We start from the raw sequence: 20,297 nt of genomic DNA, 5'->3' as shown, positions 1-20,297 counted from the left end.
TTTCACGTCAGTTTGTGCAAGACGCCGTGTGTTCGTTTTTGCGTCTTTCGATGAAAATGAATGTAGGCTTCCGTCATGGATGTGTAAATAGGAACATATGTATATTGATTGTCCACTATATTGTTCATATTTGAACATCAAATATTCCGTGAACTCTGGAACTTTTCCGAACTTTTCGCACCAATGGTGACATGATTCATCTCTGTCCTGATAATTTTCCACATTGTTTCTTTTTGAACATAAGTATGAGGTTCACACGGTTGCTAACCGAAATTCATTGATTTCGAGCCGCCTGACAGACGGCTAACTCGGTCGTGCGCTTACCAGACTCCGCCCCCAAAGAGGTGGGCTTACAAAACGGATACAAAACCGTCACCTGAACGACATTCCCTTTCGTCACACCGCGCGCACAGATACTGACGAGGGACGTCTCATGAAAAAGAACCTGCTGCTTGCGGCCTCTGCTCTGGCGCTTTGTGCGACCGGGGCCTCTGCCGATATGACCTTCAACCGCATCGCCTCTTTCGCCACGCCGGACAATATGGCCGAGGGCGAGGACCGTGCGCGTGAAACCTCCGCCGAGATCATCGCCGCCTCGGAAGACGGCATGACGCTGATCTACACCGACAGCCCGCTGGGCGTTGTGGGCCTCATCGACATCATCGATCCGAAAGCCCCCAAGGCGCTTGGCAACATCGCAATGCCCGGCGAGCCGACCTCCGTCACCGTGCGCGGCATGACGGCCTATGTCGGCGTGAACACCTCTGAGGATTACGTCAACACCTCCGGCCAGCTTGTTGTCGTCGATATGGCCAAGATGGAAATCATTGGCTCTTGCGATCTTGGCGGTCAGCCGGACTCGATCGCGGTGTCAAAAGACGGCTCGTTCGTGTCCGTGGCGATCGAGAACGAGCGCGACGAAGATCTGGGCGACGGTCGCACCGGCCAGCCGCCAGCAGGTTTCCTCGATATGGTGTCCGTCACCGAGAGCGGCTGTTCCGATGTGAAAACCGTCGAGCTGACCGGCCTGACCGAGATTTCGCCGGAAGACCCGGAGCCGGAGTTCGTGGACATCAACACGCTTGGCGAAACCGTCATGACGCTTCAGGAGAACAACCACCTGGTGGTGATCTCCAAAGATGGTGAGATCCTGAACCACTTCTCCGCAGGCACTGTGGACCTGACCGGGATCGACACCGTGGACGAACGCGGCGCGCTGATCTTTTCCGATGAGCAACTGGGCCGCAAACGTGAACCCGATGCGGTGAAATGGATCGACGACGACCATTTTGCCATCGCCAACGAAGGCGACATGGACGGCGGCTCGCGCGGCTGGACGATTTTCAACAAGGACGGCTCTGTCGTCTATGAAAGCGGCGCGTCTTTTGAGCATGCGCTCGTGCAAATCGGCCACTACCCGGACAAACGCTCCGATGCTAAAGGCGTTGAACCCGAGAGCATCGAAACCGCCGTGTTCGACGGCACGCCTTACGTCTTCGTCGGCTCCGAGCGCGGCTCTGCCGTGGGCGTCTACAACGTGTCTGACCTCACCGCACCGGTGCTGGAACAGCTTCTGCCCTCGGGCATCGGGCCGGAAGGCTATGTTGCAATCCCGGAACGCAACCTGTTGATCTCCGCCAATGAGACCGACCTGATCGAGGACGGCGGCGTGCGCGCCCATGTCATGATCTTCGAGCGTTCCGAAGGCGAGGCGATGTATCCGACGCTGACCTCTGAGGGCGCGGATGAGCTGATCGGTTGGGGCGCAATCTCCGGCATGGTCGCGGGCGACAACGGCCTGATCTACGCCGTGAACGACAGCTTCTATGGTTATCAGCCGACGATCTTCACGATTGATCCCTCCACCAAACCGGCCCGCATCACCGAGGTGCTCCGCGTGACGCGCGCAAATGGCGATGCCGCGCAGAAACTCGACATGGAAGGCATCACTCTTGATGGCGAAGGTGGCTTTTGGGTCGCCTCCGAGGGCCGCACCGACCGAGTGATCCCGCATGCGCTCTATCACGTCGATGCGGATGGTGAGATCACGGATGAGATCGGCCTTCCCGCCGAACTCATGGCCGTCGAGAAACGCTTTGGCTTCGAAGGTATCACCAAGGTCGGTGACACGCTTTGGATGGCTGTGCAGCGCGAATGGGGCGATGACGCGAAGAACACCGTCAAACTCGTCGCCTATAACCTTGAGACCGAGGAATGGGGCGCCGTCTCCTATCCCAAAGCAGAGCCAGACACCGGCTGGGTCGGCCTGTCGGAGATCGTCGCTCATGGGGATTATTTCTACGTCATCGAGCGCGACAACCAGATTGGTGCGGCTGCCGTGACCAAGAAAATCTATCGCATCCCCGCCGCCGAGATGGTGCCCGCGCCTCTGGGTGGGGAACTCCCAGTCGTCTCCAAAGAAGAGGTCCGCGACCTGATCCCGGATCTGAAATCCTTCGGCGGCTATGTGGTCGATAAGGTCGAAGGCCTTGCGATCACCGCAGAGGGCGAGATGTTCGTCTCCACCGACAACGACGGTGTGGATGACAGCTCGGGCGAGACCTTCTTCTGGTCCATTGGCTCGGTCGAATAAGCTGACGCAGTTCGAAAACGGAGACGCCCGCCAATTCGGCGGGCGTTTTTAATTTAAGCATATTTGCCAAGAAAAAGATCAGACCTCGGTGGTCGGATCGCTCTCGATCACCTTGGTTTCGACCGTATTCGGCCCGGCAATCTCAATCCGGCGCGGTTTGAGCGCTTCGGGCACTTCGCGCTTCAGGTCGATATGGAGCATGCCGTTTTCATGGGACGCGCCCGTCACCCGGACATGCTCGGCCAGAGTAAAGCGGCGCTCGAATGCGCGGGTGGCGATGCCACGATGGAGATAGGTCTTGCCCTTTTCCTCATCGCTGTCGGCTTTTCGCGCGGTGATCACCAGCGCGTTCTCACGCTGTTCAATGGCGATGTCTTCGGTCGAGAACCCGGCCACGGCGAGAGAAATGCGCCAGGCGTCGTCGGAGGTTTTCTCGATGTTATAGGGCGGGTAGCTGGGTTGGCTGACCTCTTGGGTCAGAACTCGGTCCATCAGATCGGCGATTTGGTCGAAGCCGACAGTGGCACGGTAGAGTGGTGCAAGATCAAAGTTACGCATGGGTATCCTCCAGTGAGCGATTCCAAAATGTGATGCCTTCCGGATGATCGGACAGGCGACATGCCGGACCCAAAAGAGGCGTCCGACATCAGGAATCTGGGGATCGGATTTTGCGGTTTCAAGAGGGCGGGTGTTCCGCGCGCTTAGCGCCCCGCGACGAATTCCGTCTGGGACAAGTGAGACAGAGGCTCAGCACTCGCCTTTTGGAAATGGCTCTTGCCGGTCGAGGCCATTTGCAAAAGATCGGACAGTGCGCCGTCGAGCGAGGTGCCGACGGAGACACGCCCGCCTCGGAATTGCGCCTTGGCGGACACGACCGAGACGATGCGCGGCGAAGCTCCGGACATATCGAAAATCGGCGCGCCGGACGAGCCGAAATCTACCTCGCAAGAGGTCACAAGCACACCGCCCTGACGTGCCACCACATGGCAGACTTCTTGCAGGGCGGGCGTTTCGGCGCGGTCATGGGCGTAGGAGACGACCCCAACAGCCTGTCCTTTTTCCGGGCGCGCAGAAATGGGAAAGGGGCGCACGGCGGTGGTGCGCACCGGGCGATCCAACTCGATCAACGCCACGTCATGGACAAGGCGGTCATGCAGATCACCGGTGTTGAGCGCGAATTCAGGGTGGACATAGATCGCCTTGGCAGCGCGGTAGGCTTGCGCCTGCCCGTTGCGCCAACCGGCCTTGAAGGTGATGTCCTGCGGTTCGTGCGGCGTGTGATCGTCGATATCGAACATGCAATGCGCCGCAGTCAGCACCAGCGTTTCCGAGATCAAGGCACCAGTGCAAAAGCTACTTCCGGCGAAATCGAGGCGCCCGACGGCCTCCCAGCCGCGGCTGTCGTCGCCAGTTTGAAACGCCTTGAGTTCGCTGTCCGCCTGCACCTGTCCGGCCATGAGGAGGATAAAGAAGATGGTCAGCAATTGTCTCATGGCGGTCCTCAAGTCCTGTTCCCTCTTGAGGTATAGAGGGTTCAAGGCCTGATTATGACCGATTCGCGAACAATTTCGACGGTTTTGGGCCACCTGTTGCCCAATCGAGCAATTCGACCGTATGCACCACCGGCACATCCATGCCTGATCCGATCTGCATGATGCAGCCGATATTGCCCGCCGCCACCACGTCTGGGCGCTTTGCCGAAAGGGTTTTGATTTTTCTCTCTTTCAGATTTTGAGACAGTTCGGGCTGCAACAGGTTGTAGGTGCCAGCCGAGCCGCAACAGAGATGGCTGTCTTGCGGTTCGACCACCTCGAAACCCGCCCGTTTCAGGAGCGTTTTGGGGTGTGTCTTGATCTGCTGACCGTGTTGCAGAGAACAGGCGGCGTGATAGGCGACTTTGAGGTCTTGTTGGCCTTCCGGCAGATCAAGTTGCATCAACACTTCTGAGACATCCTTGGCCAGCGCGGCAACCTGTGTGGCCTCATTGGCCAGTTCCGAGGTGCGGAACATATGGCCGTAATCTTTCACCGTCGTGCCGCAGCCCGAGGTGTTGATCACGATGGCGTCCAGCCCGTCTCCTTCGATCTCCCGCATCCAGGCGCGGATGTTTTTGGCAGCCGTGCCGTGCGATTCCGTTTCCTTACCCATGTGATGGGTCAGCGCCCCGCAACAGCCCGCGCCCTTTGCGACCACCACGTCACAACCCAGCCGCGTCAAGAGCCGGATGGTTGCGTCGTTGATGTCTGTATCCAGTGCCTTTTGCGCACAGCCCGTCATCAGCGCGACTCGCATCTTGCGCGCGCCTTTCGCCGGAAACACCTGTGCATCGTCGTTGCGTGACGGGGCCGGAATGCGGGCGGGTGCCATCTCCAGCATAGCTTTCAGCCTTGGATCGGGCATCAGGTGGCGCAGAGGTTTCGCAATTTTCGCGCCCAGCAAAGCCACCCGAAACCGCCCCGGATAAGGCAAAATTTTCGCCAGCGTCCAACGTAAAAAGCGATCCATGAGGGGGCGTTTATACGTCTTCTCCACATGCGCACGGGCATGGTCGATCAGATGCATATAATGCACGCCCGAGGGGCACGTGGTCATGCAGGCCAGACAGGAGAGGCAGCGATCCAGATGCTTGACGATCTTGGCATCCGCCGGACGGTCGTTTTCCAACATATCCTTGATCAGATAAATCCGCCCACGAGGGCTATCCAACTCGTCCCCCAAAACCGCATAGGTCGGGCAGGTTGCGGTGCAAAACCCACAATGTACACAGGCGCGCAGAATCTCGTTGGCGCGTTTGAGGCCGGGATCCGTGAGCTGCTCTGGTGTGAAATTCGTCTGCATCAGCGCATGCCTCTGTTGAATTTGCCTTCGGGGTCGAATGTCTGTCGCAGCCCCGCGCTGATCCGTGCCAATGCGGCGGGTTGCGGGTGAAACACGCCCAAGTTCTGCTTTGTCTCTTCAGAGGCCCGGATCAAGGTTGCATGCCCAGTGGTCATCTTTGCGCGCACATCGGTGCCCGTCTCGGTCAAAAGCCAGATCCGATTGCCGCCCCAGTCGAACATCACATCGTCGGGCATCACTTTGTCGACCAACTCTACCGCCGCAGAGGGCTTCACGGACACGGACCAAACATCGCCGGGCCTGTCGTGAAACGCCGTCACATCCCGAATGCCGTGCCAAATCGGATCACAGGTCTCGTTGCCCCAATGCTCAACAACATCGTGCCGCAAGAGTGCTTTCAATCGCTCGACACGGTAGCGCAGCGAGGTCTCAAACCCTTCAAGCCGCAACAAAACCTCACTGTTTTGCCATGACGCGCCGGTCAGGTCATAGGGCTGACCCAGCATCTGAGACAGGATCGCAATTGCGTCCGCCGCCTCACATCCCGGCACCACAAGAGTGACCACCGTTTCGGGCAAAGGCTGCACCTTAAGGCTTACCTCCGTCATCACGCCCAGCGTGCCATGGCTGCCTGCCATCAGCTTGACGAGATCAAGCCCCGTGACATTCTTCATCACCCGCCCGCCATTTTTCACCACCTCGCCGCGCCCGTCGATAAAGCGTACACCGAGGCAGAAGTCGCGACAGGCGCCCATTGCCACGCGTCGCGGCCCGGAGGCATTCGTGGCCACAACACCGCCGAGGGTACTCACGCCCTCCCGCCCCAAAAGCCCGCGTAAATCCGGCGCTTCAAAGGCCAGTCTCTGCCGCTCGGAGGCTAACAGAGTGTCAATCTCTGCAACCGACGTTCCAGCCTGCGCCACGAGCGTGAGCGTCCCTGGCTCATAGAGCGTCACGCCGCTCACCCCTTGGGTGGACAGACTTTCGCCCTCGGTCACTCCGATCCGCCGAGTTCCCCCGCCTTCGATCACGAAGGAGCCGCCTGCACGAAGAATCTCAGCCAGATCGGATTCGCTCTCTGCCGTCTTCTTCTTGGCCAAAATACTCATGCCTCCGCCCTCCGCGAGGCGCTGACATCCAGCGGAAACACTTTTGCCGGGTTCAAAATCCATTTCGGATCAAACACATCCTTCACTGCCATTTGTGCCTCAAGGTCGGCAGGCCTGAATTGATGCGTCATCAACTCGCGTTTCTCGACACCCACGCCATGTTCCCCAGTCAGACAGCCCCCGGCATCGACGCAGAGTTTCAAAATCTCCGCGCCCAACCGCTCGGCGCTCTCCAATTGTCCCGGCTCGTTGGCATTATAAAGAATGAGGGGATGCATATTGCCGTCGCCCGCGTGGAAAACATTGCCCACCATATGGCCGTGTTCGGCGCCGAGTTCAGAAATGCGTTTGAGCACGGCGGGCAGTTCGCCGACAGGAATGGTTCCATCGAGGCAAATGTAATCGCCACGTTGCCCCATTGCGCCAAAGGCTGATTTCCGGCCCAGCCAAATCCGCGTGCTTTCCTCGGCACTTTGACTTTCCCGGATCGCGACAGGATTGTGCCGCGTGGCGATCTCGATGATCCGCGCCAGTTGATCGTTAATCTCCTGTGCCGAGCCTTCGACCTCGACGATCAAAAGCGCTTCGCAATCCGGATAACCCGCACCCGCGAACTCTTCGGTGGCGCGAATGATCGGTCGGTCCATGAATTCGATCGCCACTGGGATCAGTCCCGAGCGGATGATGTCTGCGACACAGGCGCCCGCCACCTCGTTGCTGTCGAACCCAAAGAGCACAGGCCGCGCTCCCTCGGGTTTCGGCAGAATGCGCAGGGTGGCTTCGGTGACCACGCCCAGCTGCCCCTCGGAGCCGCAGATCAGTCCTAAAATATCGAGCCCGCCCGCGTCCATTTCCGCGCCACCGATCTCGACCACTTCGCCGTCGGCCATCACCATGGTGACGCCCAAAAGATTGTTTGTCGTGACGCCGTATTTGAGGCAATGCGCGCCGCCGGAATTCATCGCGATATTGCCCGCGATGGCGCAGGCCAATTGGCTCGACGGGTCGGGGGCGTAGAAAAACCCTTCGTCCTCCACGGCTGCCGTGACAGCAAGATTTGTCATGCCGGTCTGCACGCGGATGTAGCGGTCGGAAGTGTTGATCTCCACCACATCGCGCAGGCGCGCCACGCCTAAGATCACCGCATCTTCCGACGGCAAAGCGCCCCCGGCCAGCGACGTCCCCGCACCGCGTGGCACCACCGGCACGCCCATCTCGTGACAGATCGCCATGACTTTCGAGACCTCCTCCGTGGTCTCCGGCAGCACCGCCAAAAGTGGCGGACAGCGATAGGCCGTCAGCGCATCGCACTCATAGGCCTTGAGCTCTTCGGGCGCCTCAATCAGTGCATCCTTGGCCAAAACCGCCCGCAGACGCGTCGCGAGTTCCGATTTGCGGCTGAGAATCTCCGGCTTTGGCGCGGGCATGTCCATGGCGCTTCCTCCCCTTATTGGTCAATTTTTATAACCAATTTTTAGATGTGACAAGCGCGGCGCGTTTGCGTAATGCTGCGAAGATGGAACTCTTTGATCAGCTTCAATATTTCTCCGTGGTAGATGGCCTTGCTGTGATCTATCTGATCTCGGCATGGGGCATTTTGGGCTATGTGATCGAGAACCCACCGAAAAAACGCGTCTCGACCTCCGTGCTGGTTGCTGATTACCGGCGCGAGTGGATGGTGCATATGATCACTCGTAAGCCGCGGATTTTCGATGCGACCGTTTTGGCGACCCTGCGCGAAGGCACGAGTTTTCTCGCCTCTGCCTGTCTCATCGCCATCGGTGGCGGTTTGGCGGCGATCTCAAATGCTGAGCGTTTGAGTGATGTGGCTAGCGATCTGGCGCTGGACGCCCCCAAGATCATCTGGGAGGTGAAAATCCTACTGGCGCTGTTCTTTATCACCAACGCGTTCTTGAAATTCATCTGGTCGAACCGGCTGTTCGGCTATTGCGGCGTGGTCATGGCTTCGGTCAGCAATGACGAGGCCGACCCGCAGGCCCTGCCGCGAGCGCACAAGGCGGGCGAACTGAACATAACGGCCGCGCGCGCGTTCAACGCAGGCATTCGCGGCATCTATTTCGCGCTCGGCGCGCTGTCGTGGCTGTTGGGTCCGGTTGGACTTTTGGCCGGCGGCAGCCTCGTGATCTTCATCATGCTGCGCCGGGAATTTGCTTCGACCTCCCGACGCATTTTGATGCGCGAAGAAGTTTAAGCCGCTTCGACGGAGAGGGCCTCGATGTTCTGCGCGATGTCTTCGGCGACCTGCGCGATGCGCCCCTCCGCATGAATCCTCTGCGCGTAGGCGCGTAGACCGATCAGCTGTGTCTGGATTTGACCGGCGAGCCGCACTGGATCGGCGCTTGCGGGCAGTTCGCCTTCCGCCTGCGCTTGGCGCAGAACCTCAGTCAGCGCCGCTTCCATTTGATCAATCAAATCTTCGGCGAGGCCCCGCAGGTTCGGGTCGTCATCGGGCATTTCCAGAATTGTTTTGACCAACATACACGCGCGCGACGGCACCTCAGCGCGCCTTTGGCCACCCAACAAGCGGATGTAATCCGCGATCCCTTTGAGTTTTGAGCCGCCTTCCGCCATGACCTCCGCCAGCCCCGCCTGTGTGCGCCCCGAATAGAGCCGCAGCGCCTCGGCATAGAGCCCCTCTTTCGATCCGAAAGCGGCGTAGATCGAGCCGGGCCGCATGTCGAGCGCGTTCTCTAGATCTTTCAGCGAGGTGGCATGAAACCCCTTGGCCCAGAACAGGTCCATCGCGGATTTCAGCACCTTATCGCGGTCATATGTCGCCTGTCTCGCCATCTTTCGCCTCAAATTTGAGTGATCGCTCAAAATATATATTGAGTGATTACTCAAGTAAACTAATATCGAGCCATATCTTAATTGAGCAATCGCTCAAGAATCAAAAGGACCGACCATGATCGATTTTACCGCCCACACGATTGACACCGCCCCCGAAGAAAGCCGGGCCACGATGGAGGAGGTGAAATCCGCCTTCGGTCGCGTCTCCGGCCTGATCGCCGTCATGGCAGAAGCACCGGCGCTCGCGAAATCCTATTGGCAGCTCCACCACACATTTATGACCGAAACCACCTTTGACAAGGATGAGCTGACCGTGATCTGGCAGACCATCAACGTCGAACATGAATGTCATTACTGCGTTCCCGGCCATACCGGCATCGCGAAAAAGATGAAGGTGGATGACGCCATCACCAATGCTTTGCGCGATGAAACGCCTCTGCCGACGGCGCATCTTGAGGCGCTCAGGACATTCACGCTTCAGATCGTGCGCCAGCGCGGGAACGTGACGCAGGACCAGATGCAGACGTTCCTCGATGCGGGCTATACCAAACGGCAAATCCTCGAAGTGCTGGTCGGAACCGCGCAAAAGGTGATGTCGAATTACACCAATGCCATCGCCCAGACCCCGGTCGATCCGGCGATGCAGGCCTTTGCCTGGGAAAAAGCCACGCCCGCGCTGGTGTGATCTTTTTGGCGGGGGCGGTATCAAAGCCGCCCCTCTGCTATTTTAAGAACAATATAGAGAAAGTCATTCAACACCTTCGCCATATCAAACTCAATAGGCCATCGATATACCTCTCCTCAACGAAACGCCGCGCATCGCGGCTCTGAATGAGGACAAGACAATGATCGACCTTTCTTCCAATCTCCTGAGCTTCGCTGGCGCTGGCTCTGTCACCGCAATCGCACTCGCTGCTCTGCTGCTCCGCGTCTCTCTTGGCGGGCTGTTCCTGGCCCACGCTTACCTGAAATACTTCATCTTCACCCCCAAAGGTGCTGCTGGTTTCTTCGCCTCTCTGGGTGTCCCGGGCTGGTTCGCCTACATCACCATCGCCGCTGAAACGCTGGGCGGCATCGCCCTGATCGTCGGCTTCCAAACGAGCCTCGTCGCTCTGCTCCTGATCCCGACTTTGCTCGGCGCAGCCATCCTTGCCCACGGCAAAAACGGCTTCTGGTTCACCAATGAGAACGGCGGCTGGGAATATCCGGCATTCTGGGCGGTGGCTCTGTTCGTCCAAGTCCTGCTGGGTGGCGGCGCTCTGGCTCTGACGCACTGAGCGCTTCGCTTAAATTGAACGGTAAAACTGAAAACGGCCTCGATGATGATCGGGGCCGTTTCTGTGTGTGATCGTTACCTGCGACCTTCGCGCAACCAAGCCGCCACTGACAGCCCCGCCAGAAGCACCAGCCAAACCCAGCCTGGCAATAATGGCGAGAGCCGGGTCGATTGCGTCACGTAGGCTTCGCGCGGGGTGATGCCGAACCAGCCGCGGCCTGCGGCAACGCGGCCCTCTTCGACCAAACGCAGACGCGGCACCCCATCCGAGAGCGCAAAAGTGCCGCCGCCCGAGACGCGGATCACGGAGGCAAGTTTGTCGCCGGTCGCAATGGTTTCCTCGAACTCGCGCGGCGCGGAGGGGCCAAGCACCATGACGGCGGTTTGATCGCCTTCGGACAGGCGATAAAGCCCCATCTCGCCACCAGTGACCTCGGCCACATAGCGGCCCGGCGCGATCTCTTCCATCGGCACGACGGACACAGTGCCATCCGGCGCCTCGACGGTCACGGAGCGGTCGCCCTCTGTGAGGCTGCGGCGGGTGATTGTCAGCATGTTGCCCTCGGCGGTGGCGGTCAGCGCCTCTTCCTCAAGTTCCGGTTCCTTCATCATCCAATGGGCCAGACGCCGCAGCAGTTCAAGTTGCGGTCCTCCGCCCTCGACGCCCCGTGTCCAAAGCCACGCATGATCGGAGCCAAGCACCGCCACGCGGCCTTCGCCCACCCGGTCGAGCACCAACAAAGGCCGCCCATCGAGACCGGACATCACCGTTTCGCCCTGTTCATCGGGCTCGAGTTCGACCTGTCGAAACCACCGGCCCCAAGCCGGCTCATCCTCAGCAAAGCGCAGCCCGCCTAAGCCCTGGGTCACCGGGTGACGCGCACCCAGATCGGTGAGGCGCGGCAGGTAAGGATCTTCGATCACGCGGCCGGTGGGGGAGACCGGGATGACCCGCGCCAAAGGCGAGCGATAGATACTGTCGGCGGAGGCAAAATCCGGGCCTGCGGCGAACAACACTGCGCCGCCGTTTTCCACATAGCGCGCGATGTTATCGAGGTAGGAGGCGGGCAGGATGCCACGCAATTTGTAGCGGTCGAAAATGATCAGGTCGAAATCGTCGACCTTCTCCATAAACAGCTCCCGCGTCGGGAAAGCGATGAGCGACAGTTCGGTTACGGGCACGCCGTCCTGTTTCGAGGGCGGGCGCAGAATGGTGAAGTGGACGAGATCGACGGAAGGGTCGGATTTCAACAGGTTACGCCAAGTGCGCTCGCCATTGTGCGGCTCGCCGGAGACCAGCAAAACACGTAGCCGATCGCGCACACCGTTGATCTGCACCATGGCGGAATTGTTGCGCGTGGTCAGCTCACCGTCGGCTTCCGGCAGGGTGAATTGGATCACATTCATGCCGCCATGGGGCAGCATCAAAGGCACTTCGATGGAACGGCCAACGGGGATGGTGAAACTCTGTGGCGCTTCGCCGTCGATGGAGACCAAAAGCGGGCTTGTCGCGTCTTCATTTGGCACCGCGCCTTGATCCTCGACGCGGAGTTTCAGCACGACCTCTTCGTCCATGATCGCAAAACTCGGGGCGCTCTCAATGACCAGACGACGATCCCAATCCTGCGGCTCACCCGTCAGCATGAGGTGCACCGGCGCGGGGAAATCAGGGGCGAGTTCGACGTCATGCAACTGACCGTCAGAGAGCAGAACTGCCCCCGCCAACCGCCCGCGCGGCTCGTCGGCCATGGCCTCCGAGAGCGCGGTCATCAACAACGTGCCGCGATTGTCCGGCGCATCGCGCAGCGTAATTTCGCGCAGCTCCGTGTTGGGCATCGCGGAGATGCGCGCCTCCAATGTGGTGCGCGCCGCCTCAATTTGGTCTGGCCGCGTCGAAAGGTCTTGCGATGCGCTTTCGTCGACCACGAGGAACACGATGTCGGTTAGAGGATCACGCAATTCCTGTTTGAGCGACGGCCCCGACAGAGCGGCCAAAACGCCCAAAGCGGCCAGCGCCCGCAGGGCCCAGCCTGACAACCCGCGCCAAGCGGCGAAGACGATGAGAACAAAGGCGATGCCCGCAAAAACGGCCAGCACAGGCAGGGGGAGGAGCGGGGAAAAGGTGAGATCGCGGATCATTGGCCCAACCTGTCGAGCAACGCAGGCACATGGACCTGATCGGATTTGTAATTGCCGGTCAGCACATAGATCACCAGATTGACGCCGAACCGGTAGGATAATTCGCGCTGACGCTCACCCGACAAGCCGCGTCCCACGGGCAAAAGCGGAAATCCGGTGTCATCCAAAGCCCAGGCCGAGGCCCAATCACCACCGCCGATGATCACCGGCGTCACATTGTCGTTGAGGTTGCGAAAGGGCATGCCCTCGGCGCGTTCGCTGTCTGGGGCGGCCTCGACCCAGAGCGTGCCATCAGCATGACGTCCGGGAAATTCGCGCAAAAGGTAAAACGCGCGGTTGAGCACGTGATCTTCGGGGATTTGTTCGAGGGCGGGAATGTCGAGAGAGGCGGCAAGGGCTTGTAGCTTTGTGCCGTTTGGTGTTGCCGCGCCAAAGCCCGCGACATCGGCATCGCGCGTGTCAAAAAGGATCACGCCGCCGGTGCGCAGATAGGCGTTGAGTTTCGTGTAGGCGGCCGCCGAGGGCGTCGGTTGGCTGGCACTCACCGGCCAATAAAGCATGGGGAAAAAGCCCAAAGGATCGGTTTCCAGATTGATCCCGATGGGGGGCGCGGGTTCAACGGAGGTGCGCATGGTCAAGACGTCGGAGAGACCGGCAAGACCCGCTTCGGAAACGCGGTCCAAGGCGGCATCGCCGGTTTCGACATAGGCCAACGCCAGTTCAGAAGAGGCGCGCAGGGCGAAATCATCGTCGAGTTCTTGCGCTTTGGCATCGGGGGCGATCAGCATCGCGCAGAGTAATATGGGAAGCGCCCGCGCGCCGAACAGACGCCCGGAAAGCCAAAGCGAGGCCAAAAGGTCTGCCCCCAAAAGCGCCAGAGCCAGCGTCAAAAGGAACGGTGCGAGGGGGCGTTCACGTCCGGCCTCGACGCCCAAAAGCGTCACATCAGACGGCCAGCGCATCTGCGCGAGCGTCTCGCCTGCGGCCATCACATTGAGCGCCCGAAGGCTGTCGCGGCCCTGATAAAGCCCCGGCGGCGTGTCCAGTGATGCAAGTGCGTTCACGAACTCTTCGCCCGCAACGGGTGGCATGGCGGCGGCCTCGTCGAGACGTCCGAACCCATCCATCACACGCACTGGCTGAAGGCTTTGCCCCGCCAAATCCTCCACCTCCAAAACAGCAGCCCGCGAGGTCACAGCGAGCCGGTCGAGCATCTCGACGAACAGCCCCGATAGCGGCAGTGTCGACCATTCGGCATTGGCGGTGACGTGGAACAACACGACCTGCCCCTGGCCCACAGGTTTGCGGGTCACCAAAGGCGTGCCGTCCTCCAACGTGGCGATCACGCGATTGGCCAGTTCTGGATCGGGTTGGGCCATGACTTGCGCGTTGATCTCCACCTCTTCGGGCACCGGCAGGCCGTAAAAAGGCGAGGTCTCGGCAAAGGGGCGCAGGCGTTTCGGCTCGCCCCAACTCATCGCACCGCCCAGCGTCCGCCCACCGGCGCGCAGCCGCACCGGCATCAGCGGATCGTCCTCGTCTCGCGCCACATCGGAGCCCGCTAAATTGGGCCCGGCAAAGCGCAACAACATACCGCCCTCGTTCAGCCACTCCAAAAGATCGGCAACTTCACCGCCGGAAAGTTGCGCGACATCCGCGAGCACAATCACATCGGGATTGGCCATGATCAAATCGGGCAAAGCGCCCTCGATCACATCGGCTTTGCCCGCCAGAGCCGCGCGCAGATAATGAAGTTGCGACAAAAGTTGAAGCCCTTCGCCGCCTTCGCGCACCACGACCAAACCGACCTCACGGCGTTTGAGACTGTCGTCGGTGAGACGTTTGGCGCCCGCGGAGCTTTGGCCCTCAATTTCAAACCGTGTGACCCGCGCACGCAGTTCGGGTGGCAGGTCGAATTCGGCAGTTATGGCCGTTTCCCCGCCGGGCAAGGTGACCTCGCGCCGGTCAAGCACGCGCGGCACGCCAGCGGGATCGGGACCATGGGCCAGAATCGACACGGCGCGATCACCGCCCGCATCGGCGCGCAGCACAGGGACGGAAATTCCTGTCTCCGTGAGTTCTAGCGGCCCAAGGGCCATCACATCGCGAGCCGTTTCGAAAACCGACACCGAGCCAAAGCCTTCAAGCTCGGCCAAGACCTTTTCGCGACCGGCGCGCGCCAAACCGTCAGAGAGCCAGAGCGTCTCGACAGCCGTCGGGAGCACGGAAATCACACCGCTCAGGGCCTCCATATCGGGTTCGAAAGGCGCGGGAGCGATGCCCGCCAGTCGCGGCCGCCAATCAGACGGCGCCAGAAAGGTGCATCCTTCGGTCGGCAGATCGGTGGCAGGCAGGATACAGACCGTGCGCCCGTCGGCTTCGGCCTCATCGAGCGCCTGTTCCACCCGTCCCATACGCAGCGACCAATCCGGCGCGGAAGCCCAGCTTGCATCGAGCAACACCAAAAGCGGGTTATTTGAACCGCCACGCTCAATACGTGGGTTCAGAACCGGCCCCGCGAAGGCGAGGATCAGCGCGGCCACCGCCACCATGCGCAGCAGGAGCAGCCACCAAGGCGTGCGATCCGCTTCAACCTCTTCGTCCTTGAGCCCCAGCAAAAGCGCCACGCCCGGGAAGCGGTGTCTGATCGGCGCGGGCGGCACGGCGCGCAGCAAAAGCCAGAGGATCGGCAGGGCCAAAAGCCCAAGCAAAACCCAAGGCGCGGTAAACCCGATGGGGCCTAAAATCCACATCAGCGCGGGCCCTCCAAAGCCTCGTAAAGCCACAAAAGCGCGGTGAGATCGGAGTGATCCGTGTGATGCGTGGCAAAACGCCAACCGGCGTGATGGGCGATCTGGCTGAGGCGGTCTTTGCGTTCGGCCAGCCGTTCGAGATAGCGGGTTTTCAAATCGGAGGCGCGGAGCGTTTCGTGCATGATGCCGCCAGACATTGAGGTAAAAACCGTGCGCCCGCGATAGGGAAAGGCCTCCTCGGCGGGGTCGAGAATTTGGTAGAGCATGCCGGAAATGCCGCGATCCGAGGCGGCTGCGACGGCCTCTTCGACGGCCTCGATGGGGCCCAGGAAATCCGACAGGAAGACGGCGCGGGCGTTGGGCAAAAACAACGTCGCGTCGGGGGCGCCATAGTCGGCTTCTGTGCTCTGCGCCAGCCCCTCAGCAATGCGCCGGATTTGCAGCGATCCGATCCGGGGCGGCGTACCGAGAGATGCGAGAGCGACCCGTTCGCCGCCTTTCATCAAGAGGATCGACAAGGCCATGGCGAGCAAAGCTGCGCGGTCGGATTTCTGCGGCACGTTTTTGTCGGATGAAAACCCCATGGAGGCGGAAAGGTCGACCCAGAGATGCACCGATTGCGCCGCCTGCCATTCCTTTTCGCGCACATAATGCCCATCAGACCGACCCGAACGGCGCCAGTCAATCGCGCGCCCCGGATCGCCCGCCTGTGCGGGGCGGTATTGCCAGAATTCATCGCCCATCCCGGATTGCCGGCGTCCGTGCCCGCCCATCAGAAGCGTGCGCGCGAGTTGCTCAGCGCGGGCCTGCAAGGGCGGTAGCGGGGCACTGAGAGTCTCAGCGCGCGCGCGGAGGCCTTTATGGCCGGGGGAGGCGGTGGATTGGGTCACGCGGCAGACCGGACTTTCAGGGCAGTCTCGGCGACATCTGCAATGATGGCCCCCAAATCATCACCCCGCGCACGCGCCGCAAAGGTCAGCGCCATGCGGTGAATTAGCACGGGACGCGCCATCGCCAGCACATCTTCGGGGCTGGGCGCGAGACGACCATCCAACAATGCGCGGGCGCGGGTGGTGAGCATCAGGGCTTGTGCTGCGCGCGGTCCCGGCCCCCAGGCAACGGAGGCGTTCACGGCCTCGGGTGCTTCGGGTTCATTGGGACGACAGGCGCGGACGAGATCGAGGATCATCTCCACCACTTGTTCGCCTACCGGCATCATGCGCAACAGCGCCTGCGCGCGGATCAGTTCTTCGGCGGTGAACACCGCATGGGCCTCGTCCTCATCGGCACCGGTGGTGGCGATCAGGATGTCGCGTTCGGTGTCGCGGTCGGGGTATTCGACGTCGACCTGCACGAGAAAGCGGTCAAGCTGCGCCTCCGGCAGCGGATAGGTGCCCTCTTGTTCCAGCGGGTTTTGCGTGGCGAGAACGTGAAACGGCGCCTCGAGATCATGTGGCTGACCGGCGATGGTGACGGATTTTTCCTGCATCGCCTGCAACAGTGCGGATTGGGTCCGTGGGCTGGCGCGGTTGATCTCGTCGGCGAGCAGGAGTTGACAGAAAATTGGCCCCTCAATGAAGCGGAACGCGCGCGAGCCATCGGGTGCGGTTTCAAGCACTTCAGAGCCCAGAATGTCGGCGGGCATCAGGTCGGGAGTGAACTGCACGCGAGCGCCTTTAAGACCCATCACGGTCGAGAGCGTGTCGACGAGGCGGGTTTTGCCAAGCCCCGGAAGGCCCAAAAGCAAAGCATGGCCGCCGCAAAGCATGGAGGACAATACCAAATCCACGACGGTTTCCTGACCGATAAAGCGGCGGGTGATGGAGGCCTTCGCCTCATTCAATTTCGCGCCCAGGGCTTCGATCTCGGCGACGAGGTCGGCTTCGGTCATGACGTACTCCTCACTTGCCCGGCACTTACTTAGCGGGTCGAACCATGCCACTATTAGAAACGTGTCGCGTGCAAAGCACAAATGACAAAAGGTTTAAGAGGAGATTTTCTATGACAGTTTCCGCAGAAAGCATCGCCAGTGCCGTGAAAGCCGCCAAGGGGCGCGGATTGCCGCCGGTGGACAAGTGGAACCCGCCGTTTTGTGGGGATCTCGACATGCGGATCGCGCGGGATGGGACGTGGTTCTACCTCGGCACACCCATCGGCCGCGCGCCTTTGGTACGGCTGTTTTCGACCGTGTTGAAACGCGAAGGCGACAAATTTTTCCTAGTTACCCCAGTCGAAAAAGTGGGAATCACCGTCGATGACGCGCCGTTTCTGGCGGTGGATTTCGAGGTGGAGGGCAAAGGCCGGACGCAAAAACTGACGTTTCAGACCTCCGTCGGCGATACTGTCACGGCGGATGCGGACCATCCGATCCGGGTCGAAATTCGCGACGGCGAGCCCGCGCCCTATGTCGAGGTGCGCGCAGGGCTTGAGGCGCTGATTGACCGCAAAAGCTTTTTCCGACTTTTTGACCTCGGGGTCACGGAGGAGATTGACGGCGAAGATGTTTTTGGCGTCTGGTCTGCGGACACGTTTTTCGAAATCGCCAAAGCGACTGATCTTGCCTGAGATCTCGCCCGCCTCAGACTGCCCCAATGCCCAAATTCGCCGCCAACCTGTCGTTTCTTTTCAAGGAATACCCCTTTCTTGAACGCTTCGCCGAAGCGAAGGCTTGTGGGTTTAAAGCGGTGGAGGTTCTGTTTCCCTATGACGAGCCGGCCTCCGAGGTCGCGAAACGGATGGCGGATTTGAACCTCAAGATGGTGCTGATCAACGTTCCGCCGCCGAATTACACGGGCGGCGAGCGGGGCTTTGCCGCTGTGCCGGGTTTGGAGGAGCGGTTCAAGCGCGACTTCAAACGTGCGCTCCGATATGCGCAGTTCCTTGGCGCGGAACACATGCACATTATGGCTGGCAAGGCGAAAGGCGTTGTGGCGCTTGAAACCTACAAGCGCAATTTGAAATGGGCCGCTCAGGAAGCGCCCAAGATGAGCCTGACGATCGAGCCGATCAATGAGGGCGACATGCCGGGCTATTTCCTCAGTGACTTCGATCGGGCTGTCGAGATTCTGAATGATGTGGCGGAGCTGAACCTCGGACTGCAATTCGACGCTTATCATGCGCAGATCATCACCGGAGATGCCATGGCGGCCTGGGACAAATACGCGCCCTATGTGCGGCACATCCAGATCGCCGGGCCGCCTGACCGCCACGAGCCGATCAAAGGTCTGATCGATTTCCCGGAGTTTTTCCGGCGCGTCGATGAGAGCGGCTACACCGGCTGGATTTCGGCAGAATACACACCAAAGAAACGGACCGAAGATGGTCTGGAGTGGTTCCGACAGGCCTCAAGCTAACGGCTGCGTTCCGTCCGGCTCCCCGGCACAGCCAGCGCCGGGCGTTTCGACCTCTAGCGTTGAATGCGCGATTGAGAACCGCTCGCGCAGCACAGTTTTCAAGGCGGTCAGCACCGGCGTCGCCTCACCCGAAATCACCACATGAGCCTCGACCGAGGTGCGGCGTTCGTCGATCTGCCACAGGTGAATATGGTGCACATCCTCGACGCCGTCGATTTCCGCCATGGCCGCTGCCACATCGTCGGCTTTGGTATTCGTCGGTGCGCCGAGCATCAGGATGCGGATCACCGGTCGAATTTCTGCGAACGAATGCCACAGTATATAGAGTGCGATGGCGATGGTCAGAAGTGGGTCGATCAGGCGCCAATCCCAGATGAGAATAACCACGCCCGCGATGATGACCGCGACAGAGTTCGCCGCATCAGCAAGGTTGTGCAGGAAAGCGGCCCGGATGTTGAGGCTGTCTTTCGACATCGAATAGGTCAGTGCCGCGGTCACTAGATCGACGGCGAGAGCAATGAAGGCCACGATCACCACGGTCCATCCCGCAATCTCCGGCGGATTGAACAGGCGCGAGACGCCTTCCGCAAAGAGATAGACCGAAATAATGATCAGTGTGGTGTAATTGACCATCGCGGCGACCACTTCGGCGCGGCCGTAGCCGAAGGTCATGGTGTCATCGCGCGGCTTGCGGGCGATTTTGCGTGCGCCGAACGCAATCACAAGAGCGATTGCATCGGACAGGTTGTGAATCGCATCGGCGATCAGCGCCATAGACCCCGAAACCACGCCGCCGACGATCTGCGCCAGCGTCAGGAAAAGATTGACCGCAATCGCGCCGGCGACTCGGGCGTCTCCGGCGTCTGGGTCGATGTGGTGATGGTGGCCGTGGCCGTGATGCGCGTGGTGGTGATCGTGTGACATATGCGCATCCTGCCTCAATGCGCGCGCAGCGCCAGCGGAAAATGGATGCTGCTCCGTATAAATCGCACCGAAATCTATTGGCTTTCGCGTGACGACCTGACGTCCGCGTGAGGCTCTGTGGCTGAGACCATCTCACCGTGAATCATAGCAAGGCTTAAGAATGCGGCCCGCGTATGTGCACAGGGAGAGATGCTGTTTTCCCCAATAAAGGCGCATCTGTATACATATGCACACATAAGTGGACTGAATTTCTGATAATTATGTTCATAAACGCACATCGCACAATAAGAAGACGAAAAGAGCCGGGTTTTTATTGGGATCACGCAAAATCACATCAAAATGCAAAAAACTCCCAAAAATGTGATCTGCATTTACGCACATTATAATGTTTATAAACCCAATATTCGTTCCTATTTACACATCCATGACGGAAGCCTACATTCATTTTCATCGAAAGACGCAAAAACGAACACACGGCGTCTTGCACAAACTGACGTGAAA

General features: G+C 59.9%; 17 protein-coding genes. 6 read left to right on the top strand and 11 right to left on the bottom strand.

All coding sequences use genetic code 11. From position 1 onward, the window contains the following. The first annotated feature begins 433 nt into the window (after positions 1-433). Entirely contained in the window at positions 434-2,593 is a 2,160-nt protein-coding gene (locus J5Y17_RS18585; protein WP_219787357.1) for an esterase-like activity of phytase family protein, read from the top strand. Positions 2,594-2,671: 78 nt separating this feature from the next. On the opposite strand, the gene J5Y17_RS18580 is transcribed toward J5Y17_RS18585, so the two are convergent. From J5Y17_RS18580 to J5Y17_RS18560, 5 genes are all read right to left on the bottom strand, one after another. Beyond that, on the bottom strand, positions 2,672-3,151 hold the full coding sequence (locus tag J5Y17_RS18580; RefSeq protein ID WP_219787356.1) for an Hsp20 family protein: 480 nt from the start codon (positions 3,149-3,151) through the stop codon (positions 2,672-2,674). 143 nt (positions 3,152-3,294) lie between these two features. Next, on the bottom strand, positions 3,295-4,086 hold the full coding sequence (locus J5Y17_RS18575) for a serine protease (protein WP_219787355.1): 792 nt from the start codon (positions 4,084-4,086) through the stop codon (positions 3,295-3,297). Between the two features lie 52 nt (positions 4,087-4,138). Next, complete coding sequence (gene glcF, locus J5Y17_RS18570; RefSeq protein ID WP_219787354.1) at positions 4,139-5,431, bottom strand: glycolate oxidase subunit GlcF; 1,293 nt, start codon at positions 5,429-5,431, stop codon at positions 4,139-4,141. After that, positions 5,431-6,540 carry an FAD-binding protein gene (locus J5Y17_RS18565; protein ID WP_219787353.1) on the bottom strand — a complete coding sequence of 370 codons (1,110 nt, stop codon included), beginning with the start codon at positions 6,538-6,540 and terminating at the stop codon, positions 5,431-5,433. Before J5Y17_RS18565 ends, glcF begins: the two co-directional genes overlap by 1 nt. Next, positions 6,537-7,973, bottom strand: coding sequence for an FAD-linked oxidase C-terminal domain-containing protein (locus J5Y17_RS18560; protein ID WP_219787352.1), 1,437 nt, complete (start codon positions 7,971-7,973; stop codon positions 6,537-6,539). Before J5Y17_RS18560 ends, J5Y17_RS18565 begins: the two co-directional genes overlap by 4 nt. Positions 7,974-8,056: 83 nt before the next feature. On the opposite strand from J5Y17_RS18560, the gene J5Y17_RS18555 reads away from it, so the two are divergent. Then, positions 8,057-8,752: a DUF599 domain-containing protein gene (locus J5Y17_RS18555; RefSeq protein WP_219787351.1), complete on the top strand. Its 696-nt coding sequence runs from the start codon at positions 8,057-8,059 to the stop codon at positions 8,750-8,752. Here J5Y17_RS18555 and J5Y17_RS18550 read toward each other — a convergent pair. Further along, positions 8,749-9,351 carry a TetR/AcrR family transcriptional regulator gene (locus tag J5Y17_RS18550; RefSeq protein ID WP_219787350.1) on the bottom strand — a complete coding sequence of 201 codons (603 nt, stop codon included), beginning with the start codon at positions 9,349-9,351 and terminating at the stop codon, positions 8,749-8,751. The two genes, J5Y17_RS18555 and J5Y17_RS18550, sit on opposite strands and share 4 nt — an antisense overlap. Before the next feature lie 115 nt (positions 9,352-9,466). On the opposite strand from J5Y17_RS18550, the gene J5Y17_RS18545 reads away from it, so the two are divergent. Continuing rightward, positions 9,467-10,036: a carboxymuconolactone decarboxylase family protein gene (locus J5Y17_RS18545; protein ID WP_219787349.1), complete on the top strand. Its 570-nt coding sequence runs from the start codon at positions 9,467-9,469 to the stop codon at positions 10,034-10,036. A 160-nt stretch (positions 10,037-10,196) separates the two neighbouring features. Further along, positions 10,197-10,628 (top strand): DoxX family protein, encoded by a 432-nt coding sequence (locus J5Y17_RS18540; protein WP_219787348.1) that lies wholly within the window; start codon positions 10,197-10,199, stop codon positions 10,626-10,628. A gap of 74 nt (positions 10,629-10,702) precedes the next feature. Here the strand turns inward: J5Y17_RS18540 and J5Y17_RS18535 are convergent, their stop codons facing one another. The 4 genes from J5Y17_RS18535 to J5Y17_RS18520 are packed head-to-tail and all read right to left on the bottom strand — an operon-like array spanning position 10,703 to position 17,410. Next, positions 10,703-12,766: a hypothetical protein gene (locus J5Y17_RS18535; RefSeq protein ID WP_219787347.1), complete on the bottom strand. Its 2,064-nt coding sequence runs from the start codon at positions 12,764-12,766 to the stop codon at positions 10,703-10,705. After that, positions 12,763-15,519, bottom strand: coding sequence for a DUF4159 domain-containing protein (locus tag J5Y17_RS18530; RefSeq protein ID WP_219787346.1), 2,757 nt, complete (start codon positions 15,517-15,519; stop codon positions 12,763-12,765). The genes J5Y17_RS18535 and J5Y17_RS18530 overlap by 4 nt, the downstream gene beginning before the upstream one ends. Then, complete coding sequence (locus tag J5Y17_RS18525; RefSeq protein WP_370629008.1) at positions 15,519-16,409, bottom strand: DUF58 domain-containing protein; 891 nt, start codon at positions 16,407-16,409, stop codon at positions 15,519-15,521. Before J5Y17_RS18525 ends, J5Y17_RS18530 begins: the two co-directional genes overlap by 1 nt. After that, positions 16,406-17,410 carry a MoxR family ATPase gene (locus J5Y17_RS18520; RefSeq protein WP_219787345.1) on the bottom strand — a complete coding sequence of 335 codons (1,005 nt, stop codon included), beginning with the start codon at positions 17,408-17,410 and terminating at the stop codon, positions 16,406-16,408. Before J5Y17_RS18520 ends, J5Y17_RS18525 begins: the two co-directional genes overlap by 4 nt. A 110-nt stretch (positions 17,411-17,520) precedes the next feature. On the opposite strand from J5Y17_RS18520, the gene J5Y17_RS18515 reads away from it, so the two are divergent. Continuing rightward, positions 17,521-18,084, top strand: a complete 564-nt coding sequence (locus J5Y17_RS18515) for a DUF1285 domain-containing protein (protein ID WP_219787344.1) — start codon at positions 17,521-17,523, stop codon at positions 18,082-18,084. A gap of 26 nt (positions 18,085-18,110) precedes the next feature. Further along, positions 18,111-18,872 carry a hydroxypyruvate isomerase family protein gene (locus J5Y17_RS18510; protein ID WP_219787343.1) on the top strand — a complete coding sequence of 254 codons (762 nt, stop codon included), beginning with the start codon at positions 18,111-18,113 and terminating at the stop codon, positions 18,870-18,872. Here the strand turns inward: J5Y17_RS18510 and J5Y17_RS18505 are convergent. After that, positions 18,864-19,796 (bottom strand): cation diffusion facilitator family transporter, encoded by a 933-nt coding sequence (locus J5Y17_RS18505; RefSeq protein ID WP_219787342.1) that lies wholly within the window; start codon positions 19,794-19,796, stop codon positions 18,864-18,866. The genes J5Y17_RS18510 and J5Y17_RS18505 overlap by 9 nt on opposite strands. Positions 19,797-20,297 lie beyond the last annotated feature (501 nt).

The sequence above is a fragment of the Celeribacter sp. PS-C1 genome, assembly GCF_019429625.1.
Lineage (GTDB): Bacteria > Pseudomonadota > Alphaproteobacteria > Rhodobacterales > Rhodobacteraceae > Celeribacter.
This window is presented reverse-complemented; position numbering and strand designations above follow the sequence as displayed.